Genomic DNA, 22,314 nt, shown 5'->3' with positions numbered 1-22,314 from the left:
GTCGGGACGCGCAAAAGCGCGCAACTATGCCGGGGATCGCCTGCGGAGGCAACGCGGGCCGGAGGTGTCGCCCGGCGCCGCCGCCGGGGCGGCTACAGGCCAGTATATACAACCTGGCGGCGGGATCATAAGAGAAAACGCAGAGCCGGAAAAGCCGCAGCCTTGATGCCATCCTGATGCCATCCATGCCGCAGCGCACAAGCCATGTAGGACAAAGTCCCAGCGCGGAAAGGAGTGGCACCGCTGCCGTCACCTGTTGCCGCGGTGTATTGTCGTGATAGCGGGTCTGGCACGCCACATGCAGTCTGTGTGCAGTTGCCTGCACAGCGAGTGCCAGGCCGGCGCCTTCCCGGCGCAGGGAGATCCATGGATGTTCCAGACATTCTTCTGCCACTATCCGTTCTATCCGTTCGCTACCTGCCGCCAGCGCATGCGGCCGCTGGCCGCGCTGCCCCTGGCAATCACGCTGGCACTGGCGCTTGCCATGGGGCTGACCGGTTGCGCCAGCCTGCCGGCATCGGCCCAGCGCCCGCCGTCCAGCGCGCCCGCCGCCACCGCCACCACCGCGAATACGCCGCTGGGCAAGGCGCTGGCCCCGCGCCTGGCGCAGCGGCCGGGCGAGTCCCTGTTCTACCCGCTCTCGTCCGGCCCCGATGCGCTGGTCGCGCGCCTGGCGATGGCCCGCGCGGCGCAGCGCAGCCTTGACCTGCAGACCTACATCCTCGAGCCGACCGGTACCGGCGCCGCGGTGCTGGGCGACATCATCGACGCCGCCGACCGTGGCGTGCGCGTGCGCATGCTGCTCGACGACCTGCGCACCGGCGGCGAGGTGGACAAGATCCTGTCGGCGATCGATTCGCATCCCAATATCGAAGTGCGCCTGTTCAACCCGTTCGCCAACCGCAGCCTGCGCTGGCTGGAAATGCTGGTGGACTTCAGCCGGCTGGACCGGCGCATGCATAACAAGTCGATGACGGTGGACAACCAGATGTCGGTGGTGGGCGGGCGCAATATCGGCGATGCCTACTTCTCCGCCCGCACCGACATGGACTTCAGCGACCTCGACGTGCTGATCGCCGGCCCGGCGGTGCCGCAGGTATCGGCGGTCTTCGACGAATACTGGAATGACGAGTCTTCCTACCCGGTAGCGGCGCTGATTCCCGAGGGCAAGGAGGCGCCGGTGGAAATGCGCAGCCTGCGCAAGCGCCTGGAAGCGCGCGGCGACCAGGCCAAGGCCAGCCAGTATGTGCAGGAACTGCTCGACTCGGGCCTGGCCAAGGGCATCGAAAGCGGCCACATGCCGGCCTACACCGGCAAGGCCACGGTGGTCTCCGACAAGGCCGCCAAGATCACCCACCAGATCCATGACGATCCCGGCCATGCCACCGCCCGGCTGGAGAAGATGATCAGCAGCGCGCAGAAGGAAGTCCTGCTGATTTCGCCATACTTCGTCCCCGACGACGACGGCGAGGCCTGGCTGATTGCGGTCGCTAAGCGCGGCATCCGCGTGCGCATCCTGACCAATTCCTTCGCCGCCACCGATGTCAGCGCCGTGCATGCGGGCTATGCCCCGCATCGCAAGGCACTGGTGGCCGCCGGGATCGAACTGTACGAGCTCAAGCCCAGCGCCTATGCCGAACTGGCGCAGCGCGGCAAGGCCGCCAAGGGTTCGCGCTCGCGCTCCTGGCTGTCGTCCAGCCGCGCCAGCCTGCACGCCAAGAACTACATCGTCGACCGGCGCCTGGTGTTCATCGGCTCGCTCAACATGGATCCGCGCTCGGCCAGGCTGAACACCGAGATGGGCATCGTGCTCGACAGCCCGGCGCTGGCCGATCGCATGATCAGGACCACCGAGGACGGGCTGCTCGACATGGCCTACCGCATCGGCGTGCGCACCGATGCCGACGGCAACAATGCGCGCCTGACATGGACCACGCGCGAGAACGGGCAGCTCACCACCTACGACAGCGAGCCCGGCATGGGCGCGCTGCAGCATCTGGGCATTGGTGTGCTGCGTGTGCTCCCGATCAAGGAAGAGTTATAAACATCGCAGCGCGGCTGCGACGCGCCTTTCCTGAACCATCGTTTACGGTTATGGTTTTCAGCTTCATTGCACTGTGCCGTCCCGGCACGCCCGCCGCAAAGGAGCGTTATGAAAGCCGCCGTCCTGCATCAACCCAAGACCCCGCTCGTGATCGAAGACGTTGCCATCGGCAAGCCCGGCCCGCGCGAAGTGCTGGTGCGCACCGCTGCCGTGGGCGTCTGCCACTCCGACCTGCATTTCCTGGACGGCGCCTATCCGTACCCGATGCCGGCCGTCCTGGGACACGAGGCTGCCGGCGTGGTCGAGCAGGTGGGCGCCGAGGTGCGCACGGTCAGGCCCGGCGACCACGTCATCACCTGCCTGTCGGCGTACTGCGGCCATTGCGAGCATTGCCTGACGGGGCACCTGTCGCTGTGCATCGAGCCCGATACCCGCCGCCGCGAAGGCGAGGAGCCGCGCCTGATGGCGCGGCAGGGCGGGCCCATGAACCAGTTCCTGAACCTGTCGGCCTTTGCCGAGCAGATGCTGATCCACGAACACGCACTGGTGGCGATCCGCCGCGACATGCCGCTGGACCGCGCCGCGCTGATCGGCTGCGCGGTCACCACCGGCATGGGCGCGGTCATCCATACCGCCAGGGTGCAGCCGGGCGAGAGCGTGGCCGTGATCGGCTGCGGCGGCATCGGGCTGGCCACGGTCAACAGCGCCGCCATTGCCGGCGCCGGCCGCATCATCGCCATCGACCGCGTGCCGGCCAAGCTGGAACTGGCGCGCAAGTTCGGCGCCACCGACGTGATCGATGCCGGCAATGCCGACGTGCCCGATGCCGTGCGCGCGCTGACCGGCGGCGGCGTGCATCACGCCTTCGAGGCGATCGGCCTGAAGCAGACCACCGAGCAGGCCTTTGCCATGCTGCGCCGCGGCGGCACCGCCACCGTGATCGGCATGATCGCGCCGGGCGTCAAGATCGAACTGAAGGGCAGCGATTTCCTCGGTGAGAAGCGCATCCAGGGCTCGCTGATGGGCTCGAACCGCTTCCCGGTCGACATGCCGCGCATGGTCGATTTCTACATGGGCGGCCGGCTGCACCTGGACGAGCTGATCGCGCAGCGCCTGCCGCTGGAGTGCATCAACGATGCCTTCGACGAACTGCGCCGCGGCGAGCTGGCGCGTTCGGTGATCCTGTTCGAACAGGCGTAGCGAGTTGCCACGCCGGCTCAGTAAGGCTGGTCCGCGGGCCGGATCTCGAAGCGCAGTTGCTCGGCCAGGTCGAGCATCTCTTCATCATCCTCGCTGCGCGTGATCCAGCCGGCGTAGGCATCGCCGCCGGTATCCCAGTTCCACAGCGTATAGCCGGCCACGCGCAGCTGGTTGTGCGCCAGCTCCATCAGCTCGGGCACGCTGGTGTTCTCCAGGAATGACTCGTCCTCGGGCTCGTCCGTGCCCCAGTCGATTTCCAGGTCGATGCGCTCGCACAGCTGGTTCAGGCAGCCGATAAAGGACTGGCAGTCCTTCCAGTCGACGAAGAAGCCGGATTGCCAGTCGATGACTTCGCGCACCACCCACAGCAGCTCGCTGCCGTCGGTGTCGTCGTCCTCGGCGTCAAGCAGCGCGTCTTCGAACATCGACAGCTGCGCCGCCGTCTGCGCGCTGTCGTCGAGGTTGATCAGGGCGAAGAAACGCGCAATCGCGTCCTGCGTGTCGTCGTCCAGTGGTGTGGCCATGCGGGATCTCCTGTGGTGCGGTGCGGCTTGATCATGCCGCGAGTTATGCCGCAAGTTATGCCGCGATTCATGCCGGGATTCATGCCGCGATGCGCATGATCTCGCGTTGGCCCGCCGGTGTCACGCGCAACGCGCGCGATGTGCGCGTGCTCTCGACCCAGCCGCGCTCCAGCAGGCTGCCCAGCAGCGCCGCACCCAGCGCGCCGCCGAGGTGGGGTTTGCGCTCGCTCCAGTCCGGGCAGGTGCAGGCAAACTGCCGCCGCTTGCGCCGCGCTGCAGCAATGTCGATGCCCAGTCCCGCCAGCGCCTGCGCGCCGTCTCCGCTCAGCTCCACGCGCTGCGCGTCCAGCACCAGCCAGCCGCTATGCGTCATCCGTTCGAACAGCCCCACCGCCAGTTCGCCGGCCAGGTGGTCATAGCAGGTACGCGCCTGCCGCAGCGCCGCCGGCGCGGTGCGCGACACCGGCACGCCGCGCAGCCGCGGCGGCCGGCTGGCCAGCGACGCCGACGCCAGCGCCTCGATTGCCACGCCGATCTCCGGCGCGGCCAGCCGGTAGTACCGGTTGCGCCCGCGCGTCTCCACCGCCAGCAGCCCACCCTCGGTCAGCCGCGCCAGGTGCCCGCTGGTGGACGACGCCGACAGGCCGGCGATCAGCGCCAGTTCACCGGCGGGGCGGGCGCTGCCGTCCATCAGGGCCCATAGCATGGCGGCGCGGCCGGGATCGGCGAGCAGGCCGGCGAGTTGGCTGATGCCGGGGGTGTAATCCATGGTTTGGTTCCGGGTGAAGGGTGCAATGCGGAGTATAGGATCGAACTCGGGACCTGACCTCGGACATAAAAATCCCTCCTAAACACAAAAGTCCTTCGCTAGACATAATTGTGCTTTCGCAATGTATTGTTGGATTTCCAAAGACCGCCTCGCAGGCCACTAGAAGCAGCAGAACAACACTGCTATTCGGGAGCGGCACTCCAAGCATCTCAGAGCCCGTTTGAAAATTCGCCGTAGATGCGATCTAACGTTCGGATGTGGAAGAACGAACATCGAGAGCGGCAGGCAAGTATGGCGGCCAAGACAAAGCGATATCCGAGCGACCTGACGGACATGGAATGGGCGGCGATGGAAGGGCTGCTGCCAAAGCCAGCCCAGCGTGGGCGACGTAGGAAGGCCGACCTGCGCGAAGTCATCAATGCACTGCGATACCTGGTGCCCTCGGGCTGTGGCTGGCGCATGCTTCCCAAGGACTTCCCGGCTTGGCAAACGGTGTATTGGTGGTTTCGCCGACTGATGCGCTGGTTCCTGTTTCGCACGCTCCACGATATTGTGCTGATGCTCGACAGGGAATTGGAAGGAAGGCAGCGCTTGCCCAGCGCGGGTGTCGTGGAAGTCAGTCGGTGAAAGCGCCAGCGGCGCAAGAGCGCGGCTATGACGCGGGAAAGAAGGTCGTCGGACGCAAACGTCATATCGCGGTCGATACAAACGGCAAGCTCTTGATGGTGAACCTGAGGCCAGCGGATATTGCTGATAGCACGGGAGCCATCGCGGTTCTTGAGGCGCTGCAGAAGCGCTGGCCTGGCCTGAAGCATTTCTTTGCCGACGGGGCATACGACCGTCGTGCGCTGATGAACAAGGCGGCGACGCTCGATTTTGTGGTGGAGGTGGTGCGCCGCCATGAGGACCAGTTTGGTTTCGCTGTGCTGCCCAGGCGCTGGGTCGTTGAGCGAACCTTTGGTTGGATGGTCCGTTGGCGCCGGCTGGTCAGGGATTACGAGCGCCGAACTGACGTGTCCGAAGCTATGGTCTATATCGCAATGGGCGGCTTGCTGCTCCGCAGAATTGCTCATCCTTGAATTTTCAAACGGATACTAGGTTAGCTCGACCAATCCTGTATGTGCAGCGCGGACAAACTTCGACGCTGCGCATCGGGTGAGCGAAGTGGCCGCCCGGAATAACCAAATACAAATCCGCTATTTCTCGGACATGGGGGCCGAGGTTATCAATAAGTGTGGATGTAGACCGCTTCGCGGTCGGCCAACCAGGGGCGGGCAGGCATGAAGCCAAGCCTGCGCTCACCCTTCGCCTCGCTAGCCCGATCGACGGCAATAGTGCCACGGCAGCGTTACCCGGTTCCTTCGTCTTCATCCCTGGCTGCCACCGCTTATTGGCAACTTTGCCTACAACCGCGGAAAGCCGTGCATAAGGCCAAGATTGACCGATTGACCGAATGGAGGTCCCGTGGCACATCTGGGTGTGCAACCATGGACCGAACGGAGTTTCCCCTGCTCTTCCGGCTAGCTTCCCGCCCGGGGTCCGGGGTCCTCAGGCTTGTCCATTCGGGCCACATATGCGGGCGGGATACCCACGTTGAACGTTCTCCCGGCGCAATAGCCTGTGTCGCACCGCACAAACACATGGGGCCCCGCCAATTGTCTCGGCGCTGAGACCTGACGAGTCGCAGTTCTTGGATTATCGCGACGCTGCCGCGGCCGTTCACGCGTCTCCCTCTGTCATCAAAATCCTTTAAAATCAAACGGTTACACTTAATCCCGGCCCAGCCGTTAGCCGTGGCATACCGATTGCGAAGTCTCCCCGGCAGCCGACCCGCGCATAGTGCGCGTGCCGGGCATGCAAATAAACTGGAGACAAGCAATGGTCCAAAAGAAGCTGTTGGCAATCGGCGATGTACGTGCCTGGGTGTCTGGCCAAGGCCCGGCGGTAGTGCTTTGCCATGGATTCACGACAACTAGCGAGTTTTGGAGGTCGCAGGCTGAGGAGCTGTCGGCAACTCACACTGTGGTTTGCGTCAACCTGCCCGGCCATGGGATCTCTCCAGCCCCACGAGAGCGGGCCTATACGATGGCTGCATTCGTCAACGACCTGCATGCGGTTTTTACCACGCTGGGCCTCAAGGAGGCGGTCTTGGTTGGACTGTCAATGGGCGGCACGATTTCACAGCTATTCGCGCTAGAGCATGGGTCGCTGCTGCGAGGACTCGTTCTTGTCGGCGCAACCCCGCATGGCCTGGGCGAAGACGTCGACGCGGCGCGCGTGCTAGAGGCCATTGAGATATACGGTGTTGCCAAGGCAAGCCAGAACGTCATCGAGCGGTCGTTCGCGCCATTAGCCAGCCGCGAGCTCATCGATTTCGGCAAGGCCGAAGTAGCTCAGACCCCTGAGCATGTCGCGCGTCAGGCAATTGTCTCCCTGAATGTCAGCGACACGCGCGACCAGCTATCGGACATCGCAGTGCCCACACTCGTCGTTTGCGGTACCGAAGACACAATCACACCGCCGCGGGAATCTGTGCAACTTGCTGCAGGTATTCCCGGAGCCAGGCTGCGCATGGTTGAAGGCGCCGGCCACTTCCCGATGCTGGAAGCGCCGCAAGCATTCAACGCGATCCTCGGCGCATTTCTTGCCGAACGAACCTGCTGAAGCGCCCTCTTCACGCATCCCTGCCATTTAGGAGTTCCATCATGTCAGCAGGAACCATCGCCGCGCAGCCGTCGGCAGTCAACACCCGCGAATCGCGCCAGGTCGTCCTGGCCGCAGCCTTGGGTACAGTATTCGAGTGGTACGATTTCTTTATCTATGGGAGCCTTGCCGTTTTCTTTGGCGGCTTGTTTTTCCCGAAGGGCAACGAAACGGCAGCGGTGCTTGCATCGCTGGCTACCTTTGGCGCGGGCTTTGTCCTGCGCCCGTTCGGCGCCATCGTGTTTGGCAAGCTCGGCGACACCATCGGCCGCAAGTACACCTTCCTCGTGACGATGTTGATCATGGGGCTGGCTACCGCGGCAGTTGGATTACTGCCCACTTATGAGACCATTGGGTGGCTGGCTCCCGCCACGCTGGTCACACTACGACTCCTGCAGGGCTTAGCGGTCGGTGGCGAGTTTGGCGGCGCGGTGACCTACATTGCCGAGCATTCGTCGGCAAGGGACCGTGGCCTGATGACAAGCTGGCTGCAGATCACCGGAACTGTGGGACTGCTCATGTCACTGCTGGTCATCATGGGGCTGCGGCAAGTCATGTCCGAGGCGGCATTCTCAGCCTGGGGCTGGCGCATCCCCTTCCTGCTGTCGATCGGGCTACTGGTGGTGTCGCTGTATATCCGGCTGCGTCTGCACGAATCCCCGGTGTTTAGCGAGATGAAGGCGCATGGCAAGACCTCTCGCAATCCGATCCGAGACATCTTCGCGGATCGCAAGACCCTGCGGCTCGTCTTGCTGGCAATCTTCGGCATTGTGGCAGGCCAAGCTGTTATCTGGTACACCGGGCACTTCTATAGCCTTTACTTCCTGACTTCTACCCTCAAGCTCGACTACCAGTCAGCCTACCTGTACCTGACCATTGCGTTGGTACTGGGCACGCCGTTCTTCGTCGTATTCGGCCGGCTATCAGATCGAATTGGACGCAAGTGGATCATGCTGACGGGCTGCCTGTTGTCTGCTCTTTTGTTCATACCGATTTTCAAGGGCCTGACCACCTATGGGAATCCGCAACTCGCCGAGTTTCGCGAGCGGACCAGCGTAGTAGTTCAGGGTGGCGATTGCCGGGAGGAGCAGTCTTTCCTAGGCCAGCTGTTCAGCCCTAGGCTGACCGTGCCGTGTACGCGCGCCAAGGCTTTTCTTTCCGCCAATGCAGTACCCTATGTCGCGAAGCCTAGTGATGAGCCGTTCGCCATCATCCTGAATGGCAAGCGCACCGAAGGCTTCGACGAAGCGCAACTCAAGGCCGACTTAGTGGCCGCGGGCATGCCGCTGAAGGCAGACCCGGCACGCGTGGATGCTCCTCGCATGATTGGGCTCTTGTTTGTCTTGGTGCTGCTCGCGACCATGGTCTATGGCCCGCTTGGTGCGTGCTTGGTCGAATTATTTCCCACACAGGTGCGCTACAGCGGCGTATCAGTGGCGCTGCAGTTCGGCAATGGCTGGATTGGCGGCTTTGCGCCGTTCATTGCGACAGCGGTCGTGGTGCGGACTGGCGATATTTTTGACGGCCTGCTTTACACCGTCATTGTCGCTGCGGTCTGCTTCATTATCGGCGCTTGGAGGTTGCCGGAAACGCGCGGACGCGACATGCGCGCCTAGCGCGGACGAAGGTCGGGCGGTCGGCATGCCTCTTGTCCACTGCCCGGCGACGATCTAATCTAGGGAGCGAGACAAGGCGTCTCACTGATGAGTTTATTATGCCCTTCCCCGAACTCTCCGGCACGAGCGACCCACATGCGTCGTTTCTCAAGCTCGTCCTTGACCATGTCTCCGACTGTCTTGTGGCCGTGGATACAGAGGGTATTGTCGTACTCATCAATGAGCCCTACTGCAAGCTACTCGGTGGCTCGGAAGCCGATTTCCTCGGCCGGCATATCACCGAGGTGGTCTCTCCGCATACGCACCTGCACAAGGTAGCGCGTGGCGAGGAAGTGGTCTGTGGCGCGCCGCTGGAGGTGCGGGGCTGTAAGCTGATCACCCGACAAGTGCCCGTGGTTCAGGAAGGACGCATTGTCGGTGCCGTTGGTCTCGCGCTTTTCTCCAACTACGAGTTGCTGAAGCGTACGTACTCGCTAGCGTTCTCCCCAAGCATCGCGCTGCAGAACGCACGCAGCGGCTGGACGACTCAGCATACAGCGAACGATATCCTCGGCAACGGACCGGAAATGGACGAACTGCGGCAGCAGATTCGCGTTGCGTCGGCCCACGCATTTCCCACCTTGCTGCAGGGAGAGACCGGAACGGGGAAGGAGCTTGCCGCACATGCCATCCACAGTGGCTCCGATCGCGCCCAGCGACCGTTTGTTTGGGTGAACTGCGCGTCCATCCCCGAGCAGTTGATAGATGCGGAGCTGTTCGGCTATGAAGGAGGTTCGTTCACTGGTGCATCTAGTCGCGGAAAGCCTGGCAAGTTTGAACTCGCTTCCGGTGGCACGCTGTTCCTCGACGAGATTGGCGACATGCCGTTGGCGCTTCAAACCAGCCTGTTGAGAGCCATCCAACACCAGCAAATTGTGCGCGTAGGTGGAACGGCTCCCATTGCCGTAGACGTTCGCATTATCTGCGCCACCCATCGCAATCTCGCGCAATCCGTAGAAGACGGCCGGTTCCGCGCCGATCTTTATTTCAGGCTTGCCATGTTTCGCATCGCTCTGCCCGCCCTGCGAGAGCGCAGCGACCTTCATGGGCTTATCACTCAACTGTACGCCAGACTTTTGGCCCGGCACGGCCTAGCTCCGCGAGGATTATCGAGCGATGTGTTGAACGCCCTGAAACGGCACAGCTGGCCTGGCAATGTTCGTGAGTTGGAAGGGGTTCTGATTCGCTACAACTTGGACGGAAAGCTTGATTTGTCAAGTATCCAAGGCCATGCCGAAGCGAAAGCATCCATCGCGCCAGCGACATTCGATCTTCATGCGCACCTCGAACGAGAAAAGGCTGCAATCATCCACGCTGCACTACGGCACTGCTCACAGGACCGGAACCGAGCCGCTGCTCTTTTGGGAATCAGCCGCGCGTCGCTCTATCGAGAGCTTCAGGCTGCACGACCCAAATCTCTGACTGGCTCATCGTCGAGCTGAGTCGAAAATACGGAAGATGACGCCAACATGCTATCGCGACGTGAAGATCGAGCAGCATCTTGGCATGGCCACGTCTCTGACGTCCCTGGTAACCCGCACACAGTCCAATGTTTTCTCCGCCCGAAGCTACAATCAGCGTTGTTGTCACCAAGGCGGCAGCTCGGCTGCTGTCCAAACTCCATGACCAGTGCGGACCCGTGGTCCTATATCAGGGGAAGGGCTCGTTCGCGAGTAAGAATCTTGATTGCTTCCCTTCCAGAGAATTTTTGCCCAGTTCGAATGAACTGATAATTGCCAGTTTTGGCAATGCCACGCTCTATGTCCGCAAGGACGATATCGAATCGCTACGCCAGCGCCAACTGGTTGTGGACGCGGGCCACGGTAACGGTGGATTGTTTTCAATGGAGAGAAGGCTTGGTGTTCGCTTCTTCACTCGTCTACGCAAAGTGCCAAATATCTAGCTTTCATTCCGCCAAATTTACCCCAATGCAGTCTACGAGATAGCGCGGCAAAATCCCGCCTTCGATGCGCCGATGGAGTTGAGCCGTACCTCGCAAGGTCGTGAGCTGGTCGAGGACCTCGACCATGTCGGCGGCCTAATCATGGCGGCACTGATCATGGCGCTGGAGAAGCGCCGATGGCTGGTGCTGCTGGTTCTGAAATCGGACAGAGGCAGTCAGTACAAAATGACCGCCGGGTGGTGTTGACACACGTCGTCTCTGCTACCCCGCCAGCGGGCCGCCGCCGAAACCGAAAATCGCTTGCAGTGGGTCACCGGCCACGCAGGTCAGCGACCGCTGCAGCCAAGACGGCGTACCGGCGGATCGAGCCCCTTTGGTAGTCATCCACCCAGAGGCGCGCGTAGCTGCAATGCAGGCACGTGGGTCACCTCTCCATGGCTTTCCGTCGAAAGCTACGCTGCGGCACGCTGTGGACCTGTCCGAAGTCCGGCGAATGACATAGACGATTGTAGTGGTCAAGTTTTTTCAGACAGGCAGATAGGTTGTTTTGCTGTCAGCTTGGCCTCGTAGGCCTGGGGCGACAGATAGTCCAGGGTTGAGTGCCGGCGCACCGGGTTATAGAAGCCGACGATGTACTGGGTCGCGCTTGGCCTCATCATGATTGGCATAGCTGCGCTGATTATTGACCGCGTCGAATTGTGACCTCGGACATTCGAGCCCTTGCGAGACATTAAAGCTCCTTCTTGAACAGGCCGTAGTGTTGATGACGGGTGGGCGCGCCACGGACCAGGTAATAGCAAAGCATTCCCCGGCGCCGGACTCATTCAAGCGTGATTCCCGCCCTCACGACAGTGCGCTCGACACGAGCGCGCTCTTTGTCCACCAGCGCAGAGAACGCGTCGGGCCCCGGTCTGGCTATACGGCCGCCGCGCTGCTCGAGGCTTGACACGAAATGCGGATCGCGCGCGCTGTGTTCGACCGCCTTGGCCAAGGCGGCGACTACAGCCGGCGGAAGATCTGGTGGCCCCGTCACACCCAGCCAGGACGAAGCGATGAAATCCGGGTACGTTTCTGACAGCGTCGGTATGTCCGGCAACTGTGGCAGGCGGCTGGATCCACCTGTTGCCAGAACCTTGATCTGGCCTGCGCTCACTTGCTGTGCGACGGAGCCAAGACTGTCGATCATGAAGTCAACACGCCCGGCAATGAGGTCGTTGGTTGCCTGCGAGCCTCCGCGATAGGGCACATGAACAGCCTTGATGCCGCCGAACACCTGCAACATCTCGGCAGCGATGTGCGAGGTGGTGCCGATGCCAGCCGATGCATAGGTGAGCTTTCCCGCATTGGCTTTGCCCCAGGTTACCAGCTGCGGCACGCTCCTGAACCTGGAGTTTGCCGGCACCACAAAGACGAAGGGCCCCTCATTGACAAGGCTGATGAGTGTGAACCGGGTCTTTGGGTCGAAGCCAATGGCCTTCTGCGTCAATGGATTTACCACCAGCTGCCCGGGCGTAGTCGCCATTATTGTGTAGCCGTCAGGGCGAGCCCGGGAAAGCTCGGCGCTGGCAATATTGCCGCCGGCGCCGGTACGGTTGTCCACCACGACAGGCTGGCCCAGCACTTTACCCATTCCGGCGGCAATCTGCCGGGCCGTAATGTCCGTGATGCTTCCGGCGGCAAAGCCCACTATCAAGCGGACAGGCCGGGTCGGATAATCCGGCTCGGCAGATGTCGCCGAAGCGCTGAAACACGCCGCGGCAAGCAGCATGGTTGGGATGAGGTTCACCTGTCGTCTCCTTCTGCTATGAATTTTTCGTCGTACTGGTTCACTGCGTCATTCGAAAAGCTCCCCCGTTCGACTGTGCCTTAAGGCCATATGCGCGGTTGCGGCCATCAGATGGCCCGCCCTGCACGTTCCCAGTGCGGTGCGCGCAACTGGTTCTTGAATACCTTGCCCATGCTGTCGCGTGGCAGGGCATCGTGAAATTCCACCAGCCGCGGCACCTTGTAGCCAGCGACCCGCTGGCGCAGCCAGTCACACACTTCGGTCTCGGTGATCGCTCGGCCGGGCGCGCGTACTACGGCAGCGGCCACGGCTTCACCGAACTCGGCATCCGGTACGCCAAACACGGCGCAGTCCGCAATCAGCGGGTTGGCCACCAGCGCATGTTCGATCTCGGCGGGGTAGATGTTCACGCCGCCGGAGATCACCATGTCGCGCTTGCGGTCCGTGATGTACAGGTAGCCGTCCGCATCCAGGTAGCCCACATCCCCGTTGGTGATGTAGCCGTCCTGCTCGATGGCATGCCGCTGCGCGTCATTGTTGCGATAGGTGAACGGCAAGGTGTTGTCTCCGGTGTTCACGTAGATCTCGCCCACTTCCCCCGCGGGCAACGCCCTGCCTTCTGCGTCAAGAATGCGGATCGAGGTGCCGGGAAATGGCTTGCCTGCCGTGCCGGGGCGCGCCAGCCAGTCCGCCGAGGTGGCGAACGTCACCAGGCCGGCTTCGGTCGAGCCATAGGTTTCATTTACGATGGGACCCCACCATTCGATGATGGCGCGACGGACCTCGGGCGCGCAGGGCGAGCCACCATGGGTCACATTCTCAAGCGAAGACATGTCGTAGCGCTGGCGGACGGTCTCAGGAAGCTTCAGTAGCCGCACCAGCATGATCGGCACGAGGGACAGATGGGTGATCCGGTGTTGCTCGATGGTTTGCAACAACTGCTCAGCGTCAAAGCGCGGCAGCACCACGATTTCCGCGGCAAGCTCCAGCGCCATGCGTGCCGCCGAGTTGGGGCCGGCATGGTACAGCGGCCCGACAATTGCGCAATGCATTCCCGGTCGCGCCTGGCTCGCCATGGCGCGCAGGCGCACGGAGCCTTCATGCTGTCGCGCCGAGCCAGGCAGGCGCATGACCCCCTTGGGTCGTCCAGTGGTGCCGGATGTATAGAGCATGCTGCCAACCGAGCGAACGCGCTCGGCGGTCGACGGTGGGAAGCTGTCGCGCCATGCGGGCCAGGCGTGCGCGCCTTCCGGGAGCTCATGCGCGGTCGCCGGGAGCCCGTAGGCGGTCACGATCTCGGCCGGCGTCGGCACGACCAGCACCTGCATCCCTGCTGGAACGGCGCTCGCTATGCCGGCAAGCAGGTCGGCATGGACGACCAGAACCCTGGCCTCGCAATCTCGCAGGAGATAGCCGGTTTCCTCGGCATTGAAATGCCAGTTGATGGCCACAAGATGCACCCCCAGGCGGTCGAGCGCCAGCATGGCTTCGAGGTAGGGCACGTCGTTGCGCAGCATGACGGCGACCGCGTCGCCGGGCTGGAGCCCAAGCTGCGCAAAACCCGTAGCGGCACGGTCGGCGTTCTGGTGCAACGTTTCCGCACTGACCCGGCGGTCGCCGAAGTGGATGGCAAGGTTTGAATTCATTCAGTGATCTCTCAAAGTCGCGAAGCCAGGGCAGCGTCGGCGCTGACAGCGGGCACCGGCGTGGCCATCGACGCAAGCCGGCTAGCGGCTTGCGTCGCTTGCGCCATCAATCGGGCGACAATGCTTGCAGCCGGTTCAATCGCATCGGCAAAGCCGATTGCCGGTCCCATGGACAACAGGCCTGTGTTCCAGTCACCTTGCCGATAGCAGTGGTCGCGGCCGAGCCGGCCGGTTGCCAGGGCTCCGAACTCGGCGTAGTGGCGGGCTCCGTGTTGTTCAAGGCGTTCAATTTCCCGCACGGTGGCGTTGTCCAGCACGCGCCATGGGTTGCCCGAGGCACGCATCGCCAGCGTTGAGGCCTCGGCGGGCTGCTCGACCAGATGGCGTTTGTAGTTCTCATGCGCCCAGATTTCCTCCGATACCAGAAAGCGCGTGCCCATGACCACGGCGTCGGCGCCCAACGCCAGCGCTGCGGCGATCTGGCGGCCATCGCCGATGCCGCCTCCCAGCGCCATGGGAACTGTCAGCCGTTGCAGCGCCAAGGCTCCGCAGAGGAAGGAGGGAAGCTTATTGGTACCGGGATGCCCGCCGGCCTCGGCGCCCACCAGCGCCACGGCGTCGGCGCCGGCCTGCTCCGCTTTCAGTGCGTGCTCGACAAATGCCGACTTGTGAATAGCCTTTGCTCCACCGGCATGGATCTGCGCGATCAGGCGCTCGGGAGACGGACCGACGGTTTCAAAGCATCGGACACCGTGCTCCAGCGCCATGTCGATCCAGGCGGCAACCATCGCGTTCTCGGCGGCGCGACGGGATTGCGTGATGTTGACCCCGAACGGGCGATCGCCGGCCATGCGGCTGCAATCCCGCAGTGCTGCCCGATAGGCCTCAGGACCATCGAAGGAGCGAGGCGTGATAAAGGCCATGGCACCCGCCCTGGCCAGTGCCGCTACGTAGCGGGCGTCGGATAGCCACATCAAGCCGCCCGCCAGGATCGGGTACTCGATGTCAAGGAGTTCGGTGATCCGGGTGCGCAATGGCCGTGCTCCGGGCTTAGCGTCTTGATGGGGAAACATGACTCGTCGCGGCGTCAGATCATCACCAGGCCGCCGCTGATGCCGATGCTCTGTCCCGTGATGTAGGCGGCACGGTCAGAGGCGAGCAGGCAAACCATGCCGGACACATCCTCGGGGCGTGCCAGGCGTTGCAGGCCGCGGGCGATGGGGTAGGCCTTGAGCATCTTGCCCAGGCGCTCATTGGTTTCGGGCGTGGCTGACGGGTGGAGGGCGCCTTCGGCGATCCCTTCGTGGGATACGGCGCCCAGGGCGATGACGTTGACATTGATGCAGTCGCGGCCATGCTCCTGCGCGATGGCCTTGGCGAAGCCAAGCATCGCGGCCTTGGCGCCGGAGTACACGGCCAGGCGGGCTTCACCCGCGCGGCCTGCTTCCGACATGATGTTGATGATCTTGCCGTGGCGTCGCGCCTTCATGCCCGGCAATACGGCCTTGCAGCAATGCATCATGCCGAACAGGTTGAGATCGATGATGCGCGCCCATCCCTCCGTGGTGGTGTCGAGGAAGAGAGGGGCGGCGCCACCCTTCTCGCGGCGCTCCACCGGAACGCCGGCGTTGTTGACCAGGATATCGATGTCACCAAGCGCTTCGCGCGAGGCCGCAATGGCGGCGTGGACCCCGGCTTCGGAGGTGATGTCCGCAACTGCGGCGAAGGCCCTTCCGCCGGCAGCCTCGATCTCGGCGACCACGGCATCTGCCCGCTCGGCAAACAGATCGTTCACAGCTACCCTGACGCCCTCCGTGGCCAGGTCCAGGCAAATGCGCCGGCCCACCCCTTGCCCACCGCCGGTGACGAAGGCAACCTTGTCTTTCAGGTTCAGATCCATGGAATTCCCCTTGTTGGTTCAGTGATCCAGCGTGTCGTTGCCTGTCAAGGCTCACAGCCCGCGAAAGACGGGTTTGCGCTTCTCCACGAAGGCGCGCATGCCTTCCTTGCGGTCCTCGCTGGAGACCACGAGCGCCGCGGCATAACGTTCGTATTCCAGGCCAGCGTCAAGGCCGACCTGCAGGCCGAGGTCGATCGCATGCTTGACGTAGCGAAGTGCCAGCGGTGCGTTGGCGGCCATCCGGCCGGCCATGGCCAAAGCCGTGGGCAGAAGCTCTGCTGCAGCGACCACCTGATTGACCAGCCCGATTGAGAGGGCGCGTTCGGCGTCGATATGGTCGCCGGTGAGCATCAGTTCCTTTGCGATGCCTGACCCGACCAAGCGCGGCAGACGTTGTGTGCCGCCGGCGGCGGGCAGCACGCCGATCCTGGCTTCGGGCAGGCCCAGCCTGGCGCCGTGCACTGCGATGCGCACGTCGCAGCAAAGTGCAATCTCCAGGCCGCCGCCCAGCGCCACACCATTGATCGCGGCGATGATCGGCTTCTCGAACTGCTCGATGGCGCGGAACAGGTCGTGCGTGGCCTTCTGCTCCAGGTGGTACTGCGCCTGCGGAACGATCCGTGCGGCGCGCTCCTTGATGTCGGCGCCTGCGCAGAAGGCGCTGTCGCCGGCGCCAGTGATGACTACGCAGCGGACGGCGTCGTCGCAGCGCGCCCGCTCGAACAGCGCATGCGACAGGTCGGCCTTCATGCTGCCGCCGATTGCGTTCATGCGCTCGGGGCGATTCAGCCGGATCAGCGCTACGCCATCGACGACTTCGTAGAGGAGGGTTGAGTATTCCATGTGAGTCCGTAAATAAGGGTTTGCGTCAGGGACGGGCCAGAACGTGCGCGACGGCCACTGACCCCAGGCCGATCATGTGCGCCAGGCCCAGCCGGGCGCCCTGGTGCTGGCGGCCTTGCGCTTCACCACGTAGCTGGCGGGTGATTTCCGCTACTTGTCCGACCCCGGTCGGACCTAATGGATGCCCCATGCCGATCAGGCCGCCCGACGGATTGATCGCGCATTCGCCCCCGATTCGGGACGCGCCGCGCGCCACGAAGGCAGCGCCCTCACCGGGGGCGCAGACACCGACGGCCTCGCTGTACAGCAGTTCTTCAATGGTGAAGGCGTCATGCAGCTCGACGATGTCGAGCTCGCTGGCACCGACGCCCGCCTGGGCAAGCGCTTCGGCCGAAGACTTGCGGACCAGCTCGACCAGCGCCGGTGCCTCTTGTGCCAGTTCCTCGCTGCCAGCCACGGATGACAGGACTCGCACTGCGCGAGCGCGGGCGAGGCCCAGGCGCCGGATTGCCTCATCCGAGACGACGATGACGGCGGCAGCGCCTTCGCCACGTGGACAACACTGCAATGCGGTCAGGTCGCCGGCAACTTTTGGCGAACGCAAGACCTGTTCAAGCGTGCGTGGCTTGCGGAACTGCGCATAGGGATTCCGTGACGCGTTGCCATGGTTCTTGACAGCTACCGCGGCGAGGTCTTCGTGCCTCAAGCCTCGTTCGCGCATATAGCGGCGTGCCAGCAGGGCAAACTTCACCAACGGAACATGAGCCGTGGGACTCAACGGCGGCAGGCCATCCTTCAGCACTGCACGCCGGCCGTCGCCAAACTTGTCCACGCCTGCCGCCAGCACGACATCGCGCTCTCCGGAGGCCACCTGGAGGCAAGCCAGCCTGAAGGCCGTCGAGCCGGACGCCGAGGCGTTTTCGACCTGTGCAACCTCCAGGCCGGTCGAGCCGAGGTGGCGCAACATCACGCGGCCGGCGGCCATGCCCAATGCGGCGGTGCCGACGAAAGCGCTCTGCACCTGAGGCCAGGCAAGGCCGGCATCTCGCAGCGCCTCACGGATTGCTGCAAGGCCTAGCTGGAGGTACGGTGTTTCGCTGGGAAACTGGTAGGGATGCACGCCAATGCCGATGACATAGACCGGGCGCTGCTTGAGCAGTGGGCCGTTCATTCTGCGTCTCCCTGATGCGGGTCAGCTTTTTCCGGCACAGGACGGAACACCCAGCTGCCCCCATCCGTGTCTTCGGACCAGACCGGCATCAGCCACGTACCAGGAGGCACTGCGGCCTCGTTCTCGGCTTCGATACGCACTTCCTCGACAACACGTGGGCACAGCTCGATTTCGCCGATGATGGCGGGCACGCCAATGCCGGGGGCCAATGCGGTATGGACGGTGATGACATTGAGCAGTTGCACGGGTCGGCTGCAATCCACTGTGGTGAGCGCTTCAGGGGCCGCGCCGCAATGACGGCAGCCAGGCACGCTTGCCGGAAAGCTATAGCCTTTGCACTGGCTGCAATGCGCGGCCTGCAGGACGCGGGTGCCGTTTTCCGCGATGGAGCTTCGTTGCACCGGTATTTCCTCCAATTTTCGAATCGAATGGGCGAGCGCAGCCCCACCGGGCGTTGCAACGCCGGTGTTGGGGGGGCGGAATCAAAAAAACGGGGGCTAGGCTTGTTGTGGCGGCACGCGCAACCGCGCGCTCAGGCTATTTTTCAGCGCCTGGATAGCGACCGCGATATTGCTTGTCGTCGGACTCAGCATGGATTGCGTGCGCAAACCGCGTACGGTGGCAATCAGCAACTGCGCTTCATCCGCTGCGGTGATTTCAGGGCGAATTTCGCCCGCCCGCTGGCCGGCTTCGATATGCCGCGTAATAGCGCGGTGCCAGCGCGCGCTGATGGCTGCAAAGGTTGGTCGGATATGTGGCGCCGGCCCGATGGATTCGAGCATCAGCACAAAAAAGGCACGGGAATTTACGGACGGGTGGTCCACTCCTTCCAGGTAGCAGTCAATTTCGCAGAAGATGGCATCCAGACCCGTCAGGCCACGCATGCGGACCAGCAGACGCTCGCGGTGGGCATCTGCAATGTGCTTGATGAGTTCTTCGAGAAGACGGTCTTTTGTACCGAAGCGGTGCTGCACCAGGCCGCGGCTATAGCCTGCTTCAATGCCTGTCGCTTCGAGCGTGGTATGGGTGTAGCCACGCTCCGCAACCAGGCGGGTTGCGGCTTCCAGCAGGCGGCGGTCGGACTCCGCGACACGTTCGGCCTGGGTTCGACGCGGGCGCTTTGGCTGGGCTGCCGCATTGGCCTGATCAGTGATCAAGGGGGTAGTTGCGAGTTTCGTCATGCAAAGCATTCTATTTACAAGCGGTACGTACCGCAAGTTAATGCGCATAGGGGTAAACCAATATACTTGCGGTGCATACCGTAAGTATCTGGTGGCGGCCAGCTCGTTGTCAGGCGGCAGGCCTGGAACTGCCGTCTTGTCATGTAGATAGGCGCATGCCGCGCATATCGCCATGCGCAAACGTTCGTTCGCCGCGCGCAACGCGTTTCATATATTGGGGGTCCCTGTCGTTCCACGACTTCCTTCACCCTGGCGCCTGCATGGCGCCCGGTCCTGCTTCGAGCCACCATGACGAACTATTTCCGGACCTTCCGGCCGGCCACGCCGCTCGCGTGGCTGCTGCCTGTCGCAGTTTCCCTGGGCCTGCTTGGGGGGGCCGCGCAGGCCAGTGCCGCGCCCGCAGCGGACAAGCCCCGCCCCGGCGGCACCCTCACCACCATCATCCAGCCCGAGCCCGTCATCCTGACCTCGGCGCTGAACTCCGCCGCGCCGACCGGCTTCTTCAGCGCCAACGTATTCGACGGGCTGATCGAGTACGACAACGACTTCAAGCTCAGGCCGGCGCTGGCCGAGCGCTGGGAGATCTCGAAGGACTCGAAGACGCTCACCTTTCACCTGCGCCCCAACGTCAAATGGCACGACGGCAAGCCGTTCACCTCGGCGGACGTCAAATGGACGCTGGAGAACGTGTGGAAGAAGCTCCATCCGCGCAACCAGATCCTGTTCGGCAAGGTCACGCAGGTCGATACGCCGGATGCGCTGACCGTGGTGCTGCGCTTCTCGGAGCCGTCGCTGGCGGTGCTCAGCTCGCTCAACAGCAACGGCGCGCAGGTGCTGCCCAGGCACCTGTACGAGGGCACCGACATCCTCGACAACCCGTACAACAACAAGCCGGTCGGCACCGGTCCCTTTGTCTTCAAGGAATGGAGCAAGGGCAACTACATCGTGCTCGAGCGCAATCCCAACTACTGGGACAAGGGCAAGCCTTACCTGGACAAGATCATCTTCAAGGTCATCCCCGACGCGAGCGCGCGCGCCGCCGCGCTGGAGAAGGGCGAGGCGCAATATGCGCCGTTCAACCCGGTGCCGCTCAAGGATGCGCAGCGCCTGGCACAGCTGCCGTCGCTCAAGCTGGAGACGCGCGGCTATGACTGGCTGTCGCCGTGGCTGTTCATGGACGTCAATGTCGACCGCCCGTACTTCAAGGATGTGCGCGTGCGCCAGGCGCTGGCGCATGCCATCGACCTGAATGCGCTGAACAAGGTGGTGTGGTTCGGCTTCGGCAAGCCGGCGGTGAGCCCGGTGGTGTCCACGCTCGGCCAGTTCTTCAACGGCAACGTGCCCAGGTACCCGTACGACCCGGCCAGGGCCGAGGCGCTGCTCGATGCGGCCGGCCTGAAGCGTGGCGCCGATGGCAACCGGCTCAAGGTCCAGATCGACTACCTGCCCTACGGCGACGACTACAAGCGCAGCGCCGAGTACATCAGGCAGGCGCTCAAGCGCGTGGGCGTCGACGTCACCGTGCGCACGCAGGACACGCCGACTTATACCCGTCGCGTCTATGGCGATCGCGATTTCGACCTTGCGGTGGTGTGGTTCGCCGGCTTTGCCGATCCGCTGGTGGGCGTGACCCGCGCCTACCGCGCCGATACCGTTGGCAAGAACATCCCGTGGTCCAACGGCTCGGGCTATCGCGGCGACGAAGCGAACAAGCTGATCGACCAGGCGCAGGGCTCGCCCAGCCAGGCCGAGCGGGTGGAGTTGTTCAAGAAGTTCCAGAGCGTGGTGCAGAGCGACCTGCCTTCGGTGCCGCTGCTGGAGCTGCGCTTCTTCACGGTGCAGTCCGCGCAGCTGCGCGATACCGTCAGCGGTGTCGACCAGGTCTACGCATCGCTCAAGCACGCGTGGTTTGCCGTGCCGCCGGGCGGCAGTGCCACGGTTGCCACGGCCGGCAAGGCCGACGCGGCACGCTGACCGATGGCTGCGCACACTGGCTCGCGCGCGCCCGGCTGGCAGCGGCTGCTGCAGGCGGTCGGGGTGGTGGCGGCGATTGCCGTCGTCAACTTCTTCCTGCTGCGGCTGGCGCCCGGCGACGCCGCTCAGGTGCTGGCCGGCGAAGCCGGCGCCGCCACGCCGGAATACCTGGCGGCGCTGCGCGCGCAGTTCGGGCTGGACCAGCCGCTGTGGGTGCAGCTGGGCAAGTATCTCTGGCACCTCGCGCGGCTCGACCTGGGTTTCTCCTTCCGCCAGGGCATGCCGGTGCTCGACCTGATCCTGCAACGGCTGCCGGCGACGCTGCTGCTGATGGGCGCAAGCATCGCCTTCGCGGTGGTCGCCGGCGCCACGCTGGGCGTGCTGGCGGCGGCCCGCGCCGGGCGCCTGCTCGATACGGTGATCTCGACGCTGGCGCTGCTGTGCTTTGCCACGCCGCTGTTCTGGACCGGCCTGATGCTGGTGCTGGTGTTCTCGGTATGGCTCGACTGGCTGCCGGTGGGCGGCATGTTCACGGTCGAGTCTGGCCTGGGCGGCTGGGCCTATGCGCTGGACGTGGCGCGGCACCTGCTGCTGCCGGCGGTGACGCTGGGCTTGTTCTACATGGCCGTCTACGTGCGGCTGATGCGCGCCAGCATGATCGAGATGGGCCGCCAGGACTTCGTGCGCACCGCGGTGGCGAAGGGCGCGCCGGGCCGGCGCGTGCTGATCCATCACGTGCTGCGCAATGCCTTGCTGCCGCTGGTGACAATGGTCGGCGTGCAGGCCAGCTCGGTGATCGGTGGCGCGGTGGTGGTCGAGACCGTGTTCTCGTGGCCGGGACTGGGCCGCACTGCCTTCGACGCGCTCTACCAGCGCGACTACAACCTGCTGCTCGGCATCCTGCTGTGCAGCTCCGTGGTGGTGATCGTGGTCAACGCGATCGTTGACCTCGTCTACGCGCGCATCGACCCGCGCATCCGGCTGCCACGCCAGGAGTCCTGAGGTGTCTTCGTCT

The 22,314-nt window shown here is 63.6% G+C and carries 20 protein-coding genes and 1 pseudogene; 10 read left to right on the top strand and 11 right to left on the bottom strand.

The features are described from left to right. Nucleotides 1–370: 370 nt before the first annotated feature. Nucleotides 371–2,044 (top strand): phospholipase D family protein, encoded by a 1,674-nt coding sequence (locus JTE92_RS11810; RefSeq protein ID WP_063237552.1) that lies wholly within the window; start codon nt 371–373, stop codon nt 2,042–2,044. Between the two features lie 108 nt (nt 2,045–2,152). Next, on the top strand, nt 2,153–3,244 hold the full coding sequence (locus JTE92_RS11805; protein ID WP_063237551.1) for a Zn-dependent alcohol dehydrogenase: 1,092 nt from the start codon (nt 2,153–2,155) through the stop codon (nt 3,242–3,244). Between the two features lie 17 nt (nt 3,245–3,261). Here the strand turns inward: JTE92_RS11805 and JTE92_RS11800 are convergent, their stop codons facing one another. Together JTE92_RS11800 and JTE92_RS11795 are read right to left on the bottom strand one after the other, a co-directional pair. Continuing rightward, nucleotides 3,262–3,768, bottom strand: a complete 507-nt coding sequence (locus JTE92_RS11800; protein ID WP_063237550.1) for a DUF6630 family protein — start codon at nt 3,766–3,768, stop codon at nt 3,262–3,264. Nucleotides 3,769–3,847: 79 nt separating this feature from the next. Next, complete coding sequence (locus JTE92_RS11795) at nt 3,848–4,537, bottom strand: ArsR/SmtB family transcription factor (RefSeq protein WP_063237549.1); 690 nt, start codon at nt 4,535–4,537, stop codon at nt 3,848–3,850. A 255-nt stretch (nt 4,538–4,792) separates the two neighbouring features. Between JTE92_RS11795 and JTE92_RS11790 the strand changes: the two are divergent. From JTE92_RS11790 to JTE92_RS11765, 6 genes and pseudogenes are all read left to right on the top strand, one after another. Then, nucleotides 4,793–5,616: pseudogene (locus tag JTE92_RS11790) on the top strand (IS5 family transposase). A 775-nt stretch (nt 5,617–6,391) separates the two neighbouring features. Further along, the gene (locus JTE92_RS11785) at nt 6,392–7,201 is read left to right on the top strand and encodes an alpha/beta fold hydrolase (RefSeq protein WP_306431097.1); all 810 of its coding nucleotides are present in this window, start codon (nt 6,392–6,394) and stop codon (nt 7,199–7,201) included. A 41-nt stretch (nt 7,202–7,242) separates the two neighbouring features. Further along, nucleotides 7,243–8,856, top strand: a complete 1,614-nt coding sequence (locus JTE92_RS11780) for an MFS transporter (protein ID WP_063237547.1) — start codon at nt 7,243–7,245, stop codon at nt 8,854–8,856. A gap of 98 nt (nt 8,857–8,954) precedes the next feature. Continuing rightward, the gene (locus tag JTE92_RS11775; RefSeq protein ID WP_063237546.1) at nt 8,955–10,337 is read left to right on the top strand and encodes a sigma-54 interaction domain-containing protein; all 1,383 of its coding nucleotides are present in this window, start codon (nt 8,955–8,957) and stop codon (nt 10,335–10,337) included. Between the two features lie 107 nt (nt 10,338–10,444). Continuing rightward, the gene (locus tag JTE92_RS11770; RefSeq protein ID WP_084254462.1) at nt 10,445–10,798 is read left to right on the top strand and encodes a DUF779 domain-containing protein; all 354 of its coding nucleotides are present in this window, start codon (nt 10,445–10,447) and stop codon (nt 10,796–10,798) included. Nucleotides 10,799–10,870: 72 nt separating this feature from the next. After that, on the top strand, nt 10,871–11,044 hold the full coding sequence (locus JTE92_RS11765) for a hypothetical protein (protein ID WP_157096913.1): 174 nt from the start codon (nt 10,871–10,873) through the stop codon (nt 11,042–11,044). Between the two features lie 269 nt (nt 11,045–11,313). Here JTE92_RS11765 and JTE92_RS11760 read toward each other — a convergent pair whose 3' ends face one another. From JTE92_RS11760 to JTE92_RS11720, 9 genes are all read right to left on the bottom strand, one after another. Continuing rightward, entirely contained in the window at nt 11,314–11,466 is a 153-nt protein-coding gene (locus JTE92_RS11760) for a hypothetical protein (protein WP_157096912.1), read from the bottom strand. Nucleotides 11,467–11,618: 152 nt separating this feature from the next. After that, nucleotides 11,619–12,584 (bottom strand): Bug family tripartite tricarboxylate transporter substrate binding protein, encoded by a 966-nt coding sequence (locus JTE92_RS11755; protein ID WP_063237545.1) that lies wholly within the window; start codon nt 12,582–12,584, stop codon nt 11,619–11,621. 107 nt (nt 12,585–12,691) lie between these two features. Then, the gene (locus JTE92_RS11750; RefSeq protein WP_063237544.1) at nt 12,692–14,230 is read right to left on the bottom strand and encodes an AMP-binding protein; all 1,539 of its coding nucleotides are present in this window, start codon (nt 14,228–14,230) and stop codon (nt 12,692–12,694) included. An 11-nt stretch (nt 14,231–14,241) separates the two neighbouring features. Beyond that, nucleotides 14,242–15,264 (bottom strand): NAD(P)H-dependent flavin oxidoreductase, encoded by a 1,023-nt coding sequence (locus tag JTE92_RS11745; RefSeq protein WP_306431056.1) that lies wholly within the window; start codon nt 15,262–15,264, stop codon nt 14,242–14,244. A gap of 53 nt (nt 15,265–15,317) precedes the next feature. Then, nucleotides 15,318–16,130 carry an SDR family NAD(P)-dependent oxidoreductase gene (locus JTE92_RS11740; protein WP_063237542.1) on the bottom strand — a complete coding sequence of 271 codons (813 nt, stop codon included), beginning with the start codon at nt 16,128–16,130 and terminating at the stop codon, nt 15,318–15,320. A 51-nt stretch (nt 16,131–16,181) separates the two neighbouring features. Continuing rightward, a complete protein-coding gene (locus JTE92_RS11735; RefSeq protein ID WP_063237541.1) occupies nt 16,182–16,973 on the bottom strand; it encodes an enoyl-CoA hydratase/isomerase family protein in 792 nt (263 codons plus the stop codon). A 25-nt stretch (nt 16,974–16,998) separates the two neighbouring features. Beyond that, entirely contained in the window at nt 16,999–18,144 is a 1,146-nt protein-coding gene (locus JTE92_RS11730; RefSeq protein WP_063237540.1) for a thiolase family protein, read from the bottom strand. After that, nucleotides 18,141–18,545, bottom strand: a complete 405-nt coding sequence (locus JTE92_RS11725; protein WP_147318597.1) for a PhlB family protein — start codon at nt 18,543–18,545, stop codon at nt 18,141–18,143. Before JTE92_RS11725 ends, JTE92_RS11730 begins: the two co-directional genes overlap by 4 nt. A 96-nt stretch (nt 18,546–18,641) precedes the next feature. After that, nucleotides 18,642–19,325 (bottom strand): TetR/AcrR family transcriptional regulator, encoded by a 684-nt coding sequence (locus tag JTE92_RS11720; RefSeq protein WP_116386895.1) that lies wholly within the window; start codon nt 19,323–19,325, stop codon nt 18,642–18,644. 288 nt (nt 19,326–19,613) lie between these two features. Between JTE92_RS11720 and JTE92_RS11715 the strand changes: the two genes are divergently transcribed. Both JTE92_RS11715 and JTE92_RS11710 read left to right on the top strand, forming a co-directional pair. Beyond that, nucleotides 19,614–21,299, top strand: a complete 1,686-nt coding sequence (locus JTE92_RS11715; protein WP_063237537.1) for an ABC transporter substrate-binding protein — start codon at nt 19,614–19,616, stop codon at nt 21,297–21,299. A gap of 3 nt (nt 21,300–21,302) precedes the next feature. Beyond that, nucleotides 21,303–22,301 carry an ABC transporter permease gene (locus JTE92_RS11710; protein ID WP_063237536.1) on the top strand — a complete coding sequence of 333 codons (999 nt, stop codon included), beginning with the start codon at nt 21,303–21,305 and terminating at the stop codon, nt 22,299–22,301. Nucleotides 22,302–22,314 lie beyond the last annotated feature (13 nt).

Source organism: Cupriavidus oxalaticus (genome assembly GCF_016894385.1).
Taxonomy (GTDB): domain Bacteria; phylum Pseudomonadota; class Gammaproteobacteria; order Burkholderiales; family Burkholderiaceae; genus Cupriavidus; species Cupriavidus oxalaticus.
The sequence above is the reverse complement of the archived record's forward strand: the minus strand, read 5'-3'. Positions and strand labels throughout refer to the sequence as shown.

Bases quoted from the DNA above. Each gene is read 5' to 3' on its own strand.
- JTE92_RS11810 (WP_063237552.1), top strand. From the start codon at position 371: ATGTTCCAGACATTCTTCTGCCACTATCCGTTCTATCCGTTCGCTACC.
- JTE92_RS11805 (WP_063237551.1), top strand. From the start codon at position 2,153: ATGAAAGCCGCCGTCCTGCATCAACCCAAGACCCCGCTCGTGATCGAA.
- JTE92_RS11800 (WP_063237550.1), bottom strand. From the start codon at position 3,768: ATGGCCACACCACTGGACGACGACACGCAGGACGCGATTGCGCGTTTC.
- JTE92_RS11795 (WP_063237549.1), bottom strand. From the start codon at position 4,537: ATGGATTACACCCCCGGCATCAGCCAACTCGCCGGCCTGCTCGCCGAT.
- JTE92_RS11785 (WP_306431097.1), top strand. From the start codon at position 6,392: ATGCAAATAAACTGGAGACAAGCAATGGTCCAAAAGAAGCTGTTGGCA.
- JTE92_RS11780 (WP_063237547.1), top strand. From the start codon at position 7,243: ATGTCAGCAGGAACCATCGCCGCGCAGCCGTCGGCAGTCAACACCCGC.
- JTE92_RS11775 (WP_063237546.1), top strand. From the start codon at position 8,955: ATGCCCTTCCCCGAACTCTCCGGCACGAGCGACCCACATGCGTCGTTT.
- JTE92_RS11770 (WP_084254462.1), top strand. From the start codon at position 10,445: ATGTTTTCTCCGCCCGAAGCTACAATCAGCGTTGTTGTCACCAAGGCG.
- JTE92_RS11765 (WP_157096913.1), top strand. From the start codon at position 10,871: ATGGAGTTGAGCCGTACCTCGCAAGGTCGTGAGCTGGTCGAGGACCTC.
- JTE92_RS11760 (WP_157096912.1), bottom strand. From the start codon at position 11,466: ATGCCAATCATGATGAGGCCAAGCGCGACCCAGTACATCGTCGGCTTC.
- JTE92_RS11750 (WP_063237544.1), bottom strand. From the start codon at position 14,230: ATGAATTCAAACCTTGCCATCCACTTCGGCGACCGCCGGGTCAGTGCG.
- JTE92_RS11740 (WP_063237542.1), bottom strand. From the start codon at position 16,130: ATGGATCTGAACCTGAAAGACAAGGTTGCCTTCGTCACCGGCGGTGGG.
- JTE92_RS11735 (WP_063237541.1), bottom strand. From the start codon at position 16,973: ATGGAATACTCAACCCTCCTCTACGAAGTCGTCGATGGCGTAGCGCTG.
- JTE92_RS11730 (WP_063237540.1), bottom strand. From the start codon at position 18,144: ATGAACGGCCCACTGCTCAAGCAGCGCCCGGTCTATGTCATCGGCATT.
- JTE92_RS11720 (WP_116386895.1), bottom strand. From the start codon at position 19,325: ATGACGAAACTCGCAACTACCCCCTTGATCACTGATCAGGCCAATGCG.
- JTE92_RS11715 (WP_063237537.1), top strand. From the start codon at position 19,614: ATGACGAACTATTTCCGGACCTTCCGGCCGGCCACGCCGCTCGCGTGG.
- JTE92_RS11710 (WP_063237536.1), top strand. From the start codon at position 21,303: ATGGCTGCGCACACTGGCTCGCGCGCGCCCGGCTGGCAGCGGCTGCTG.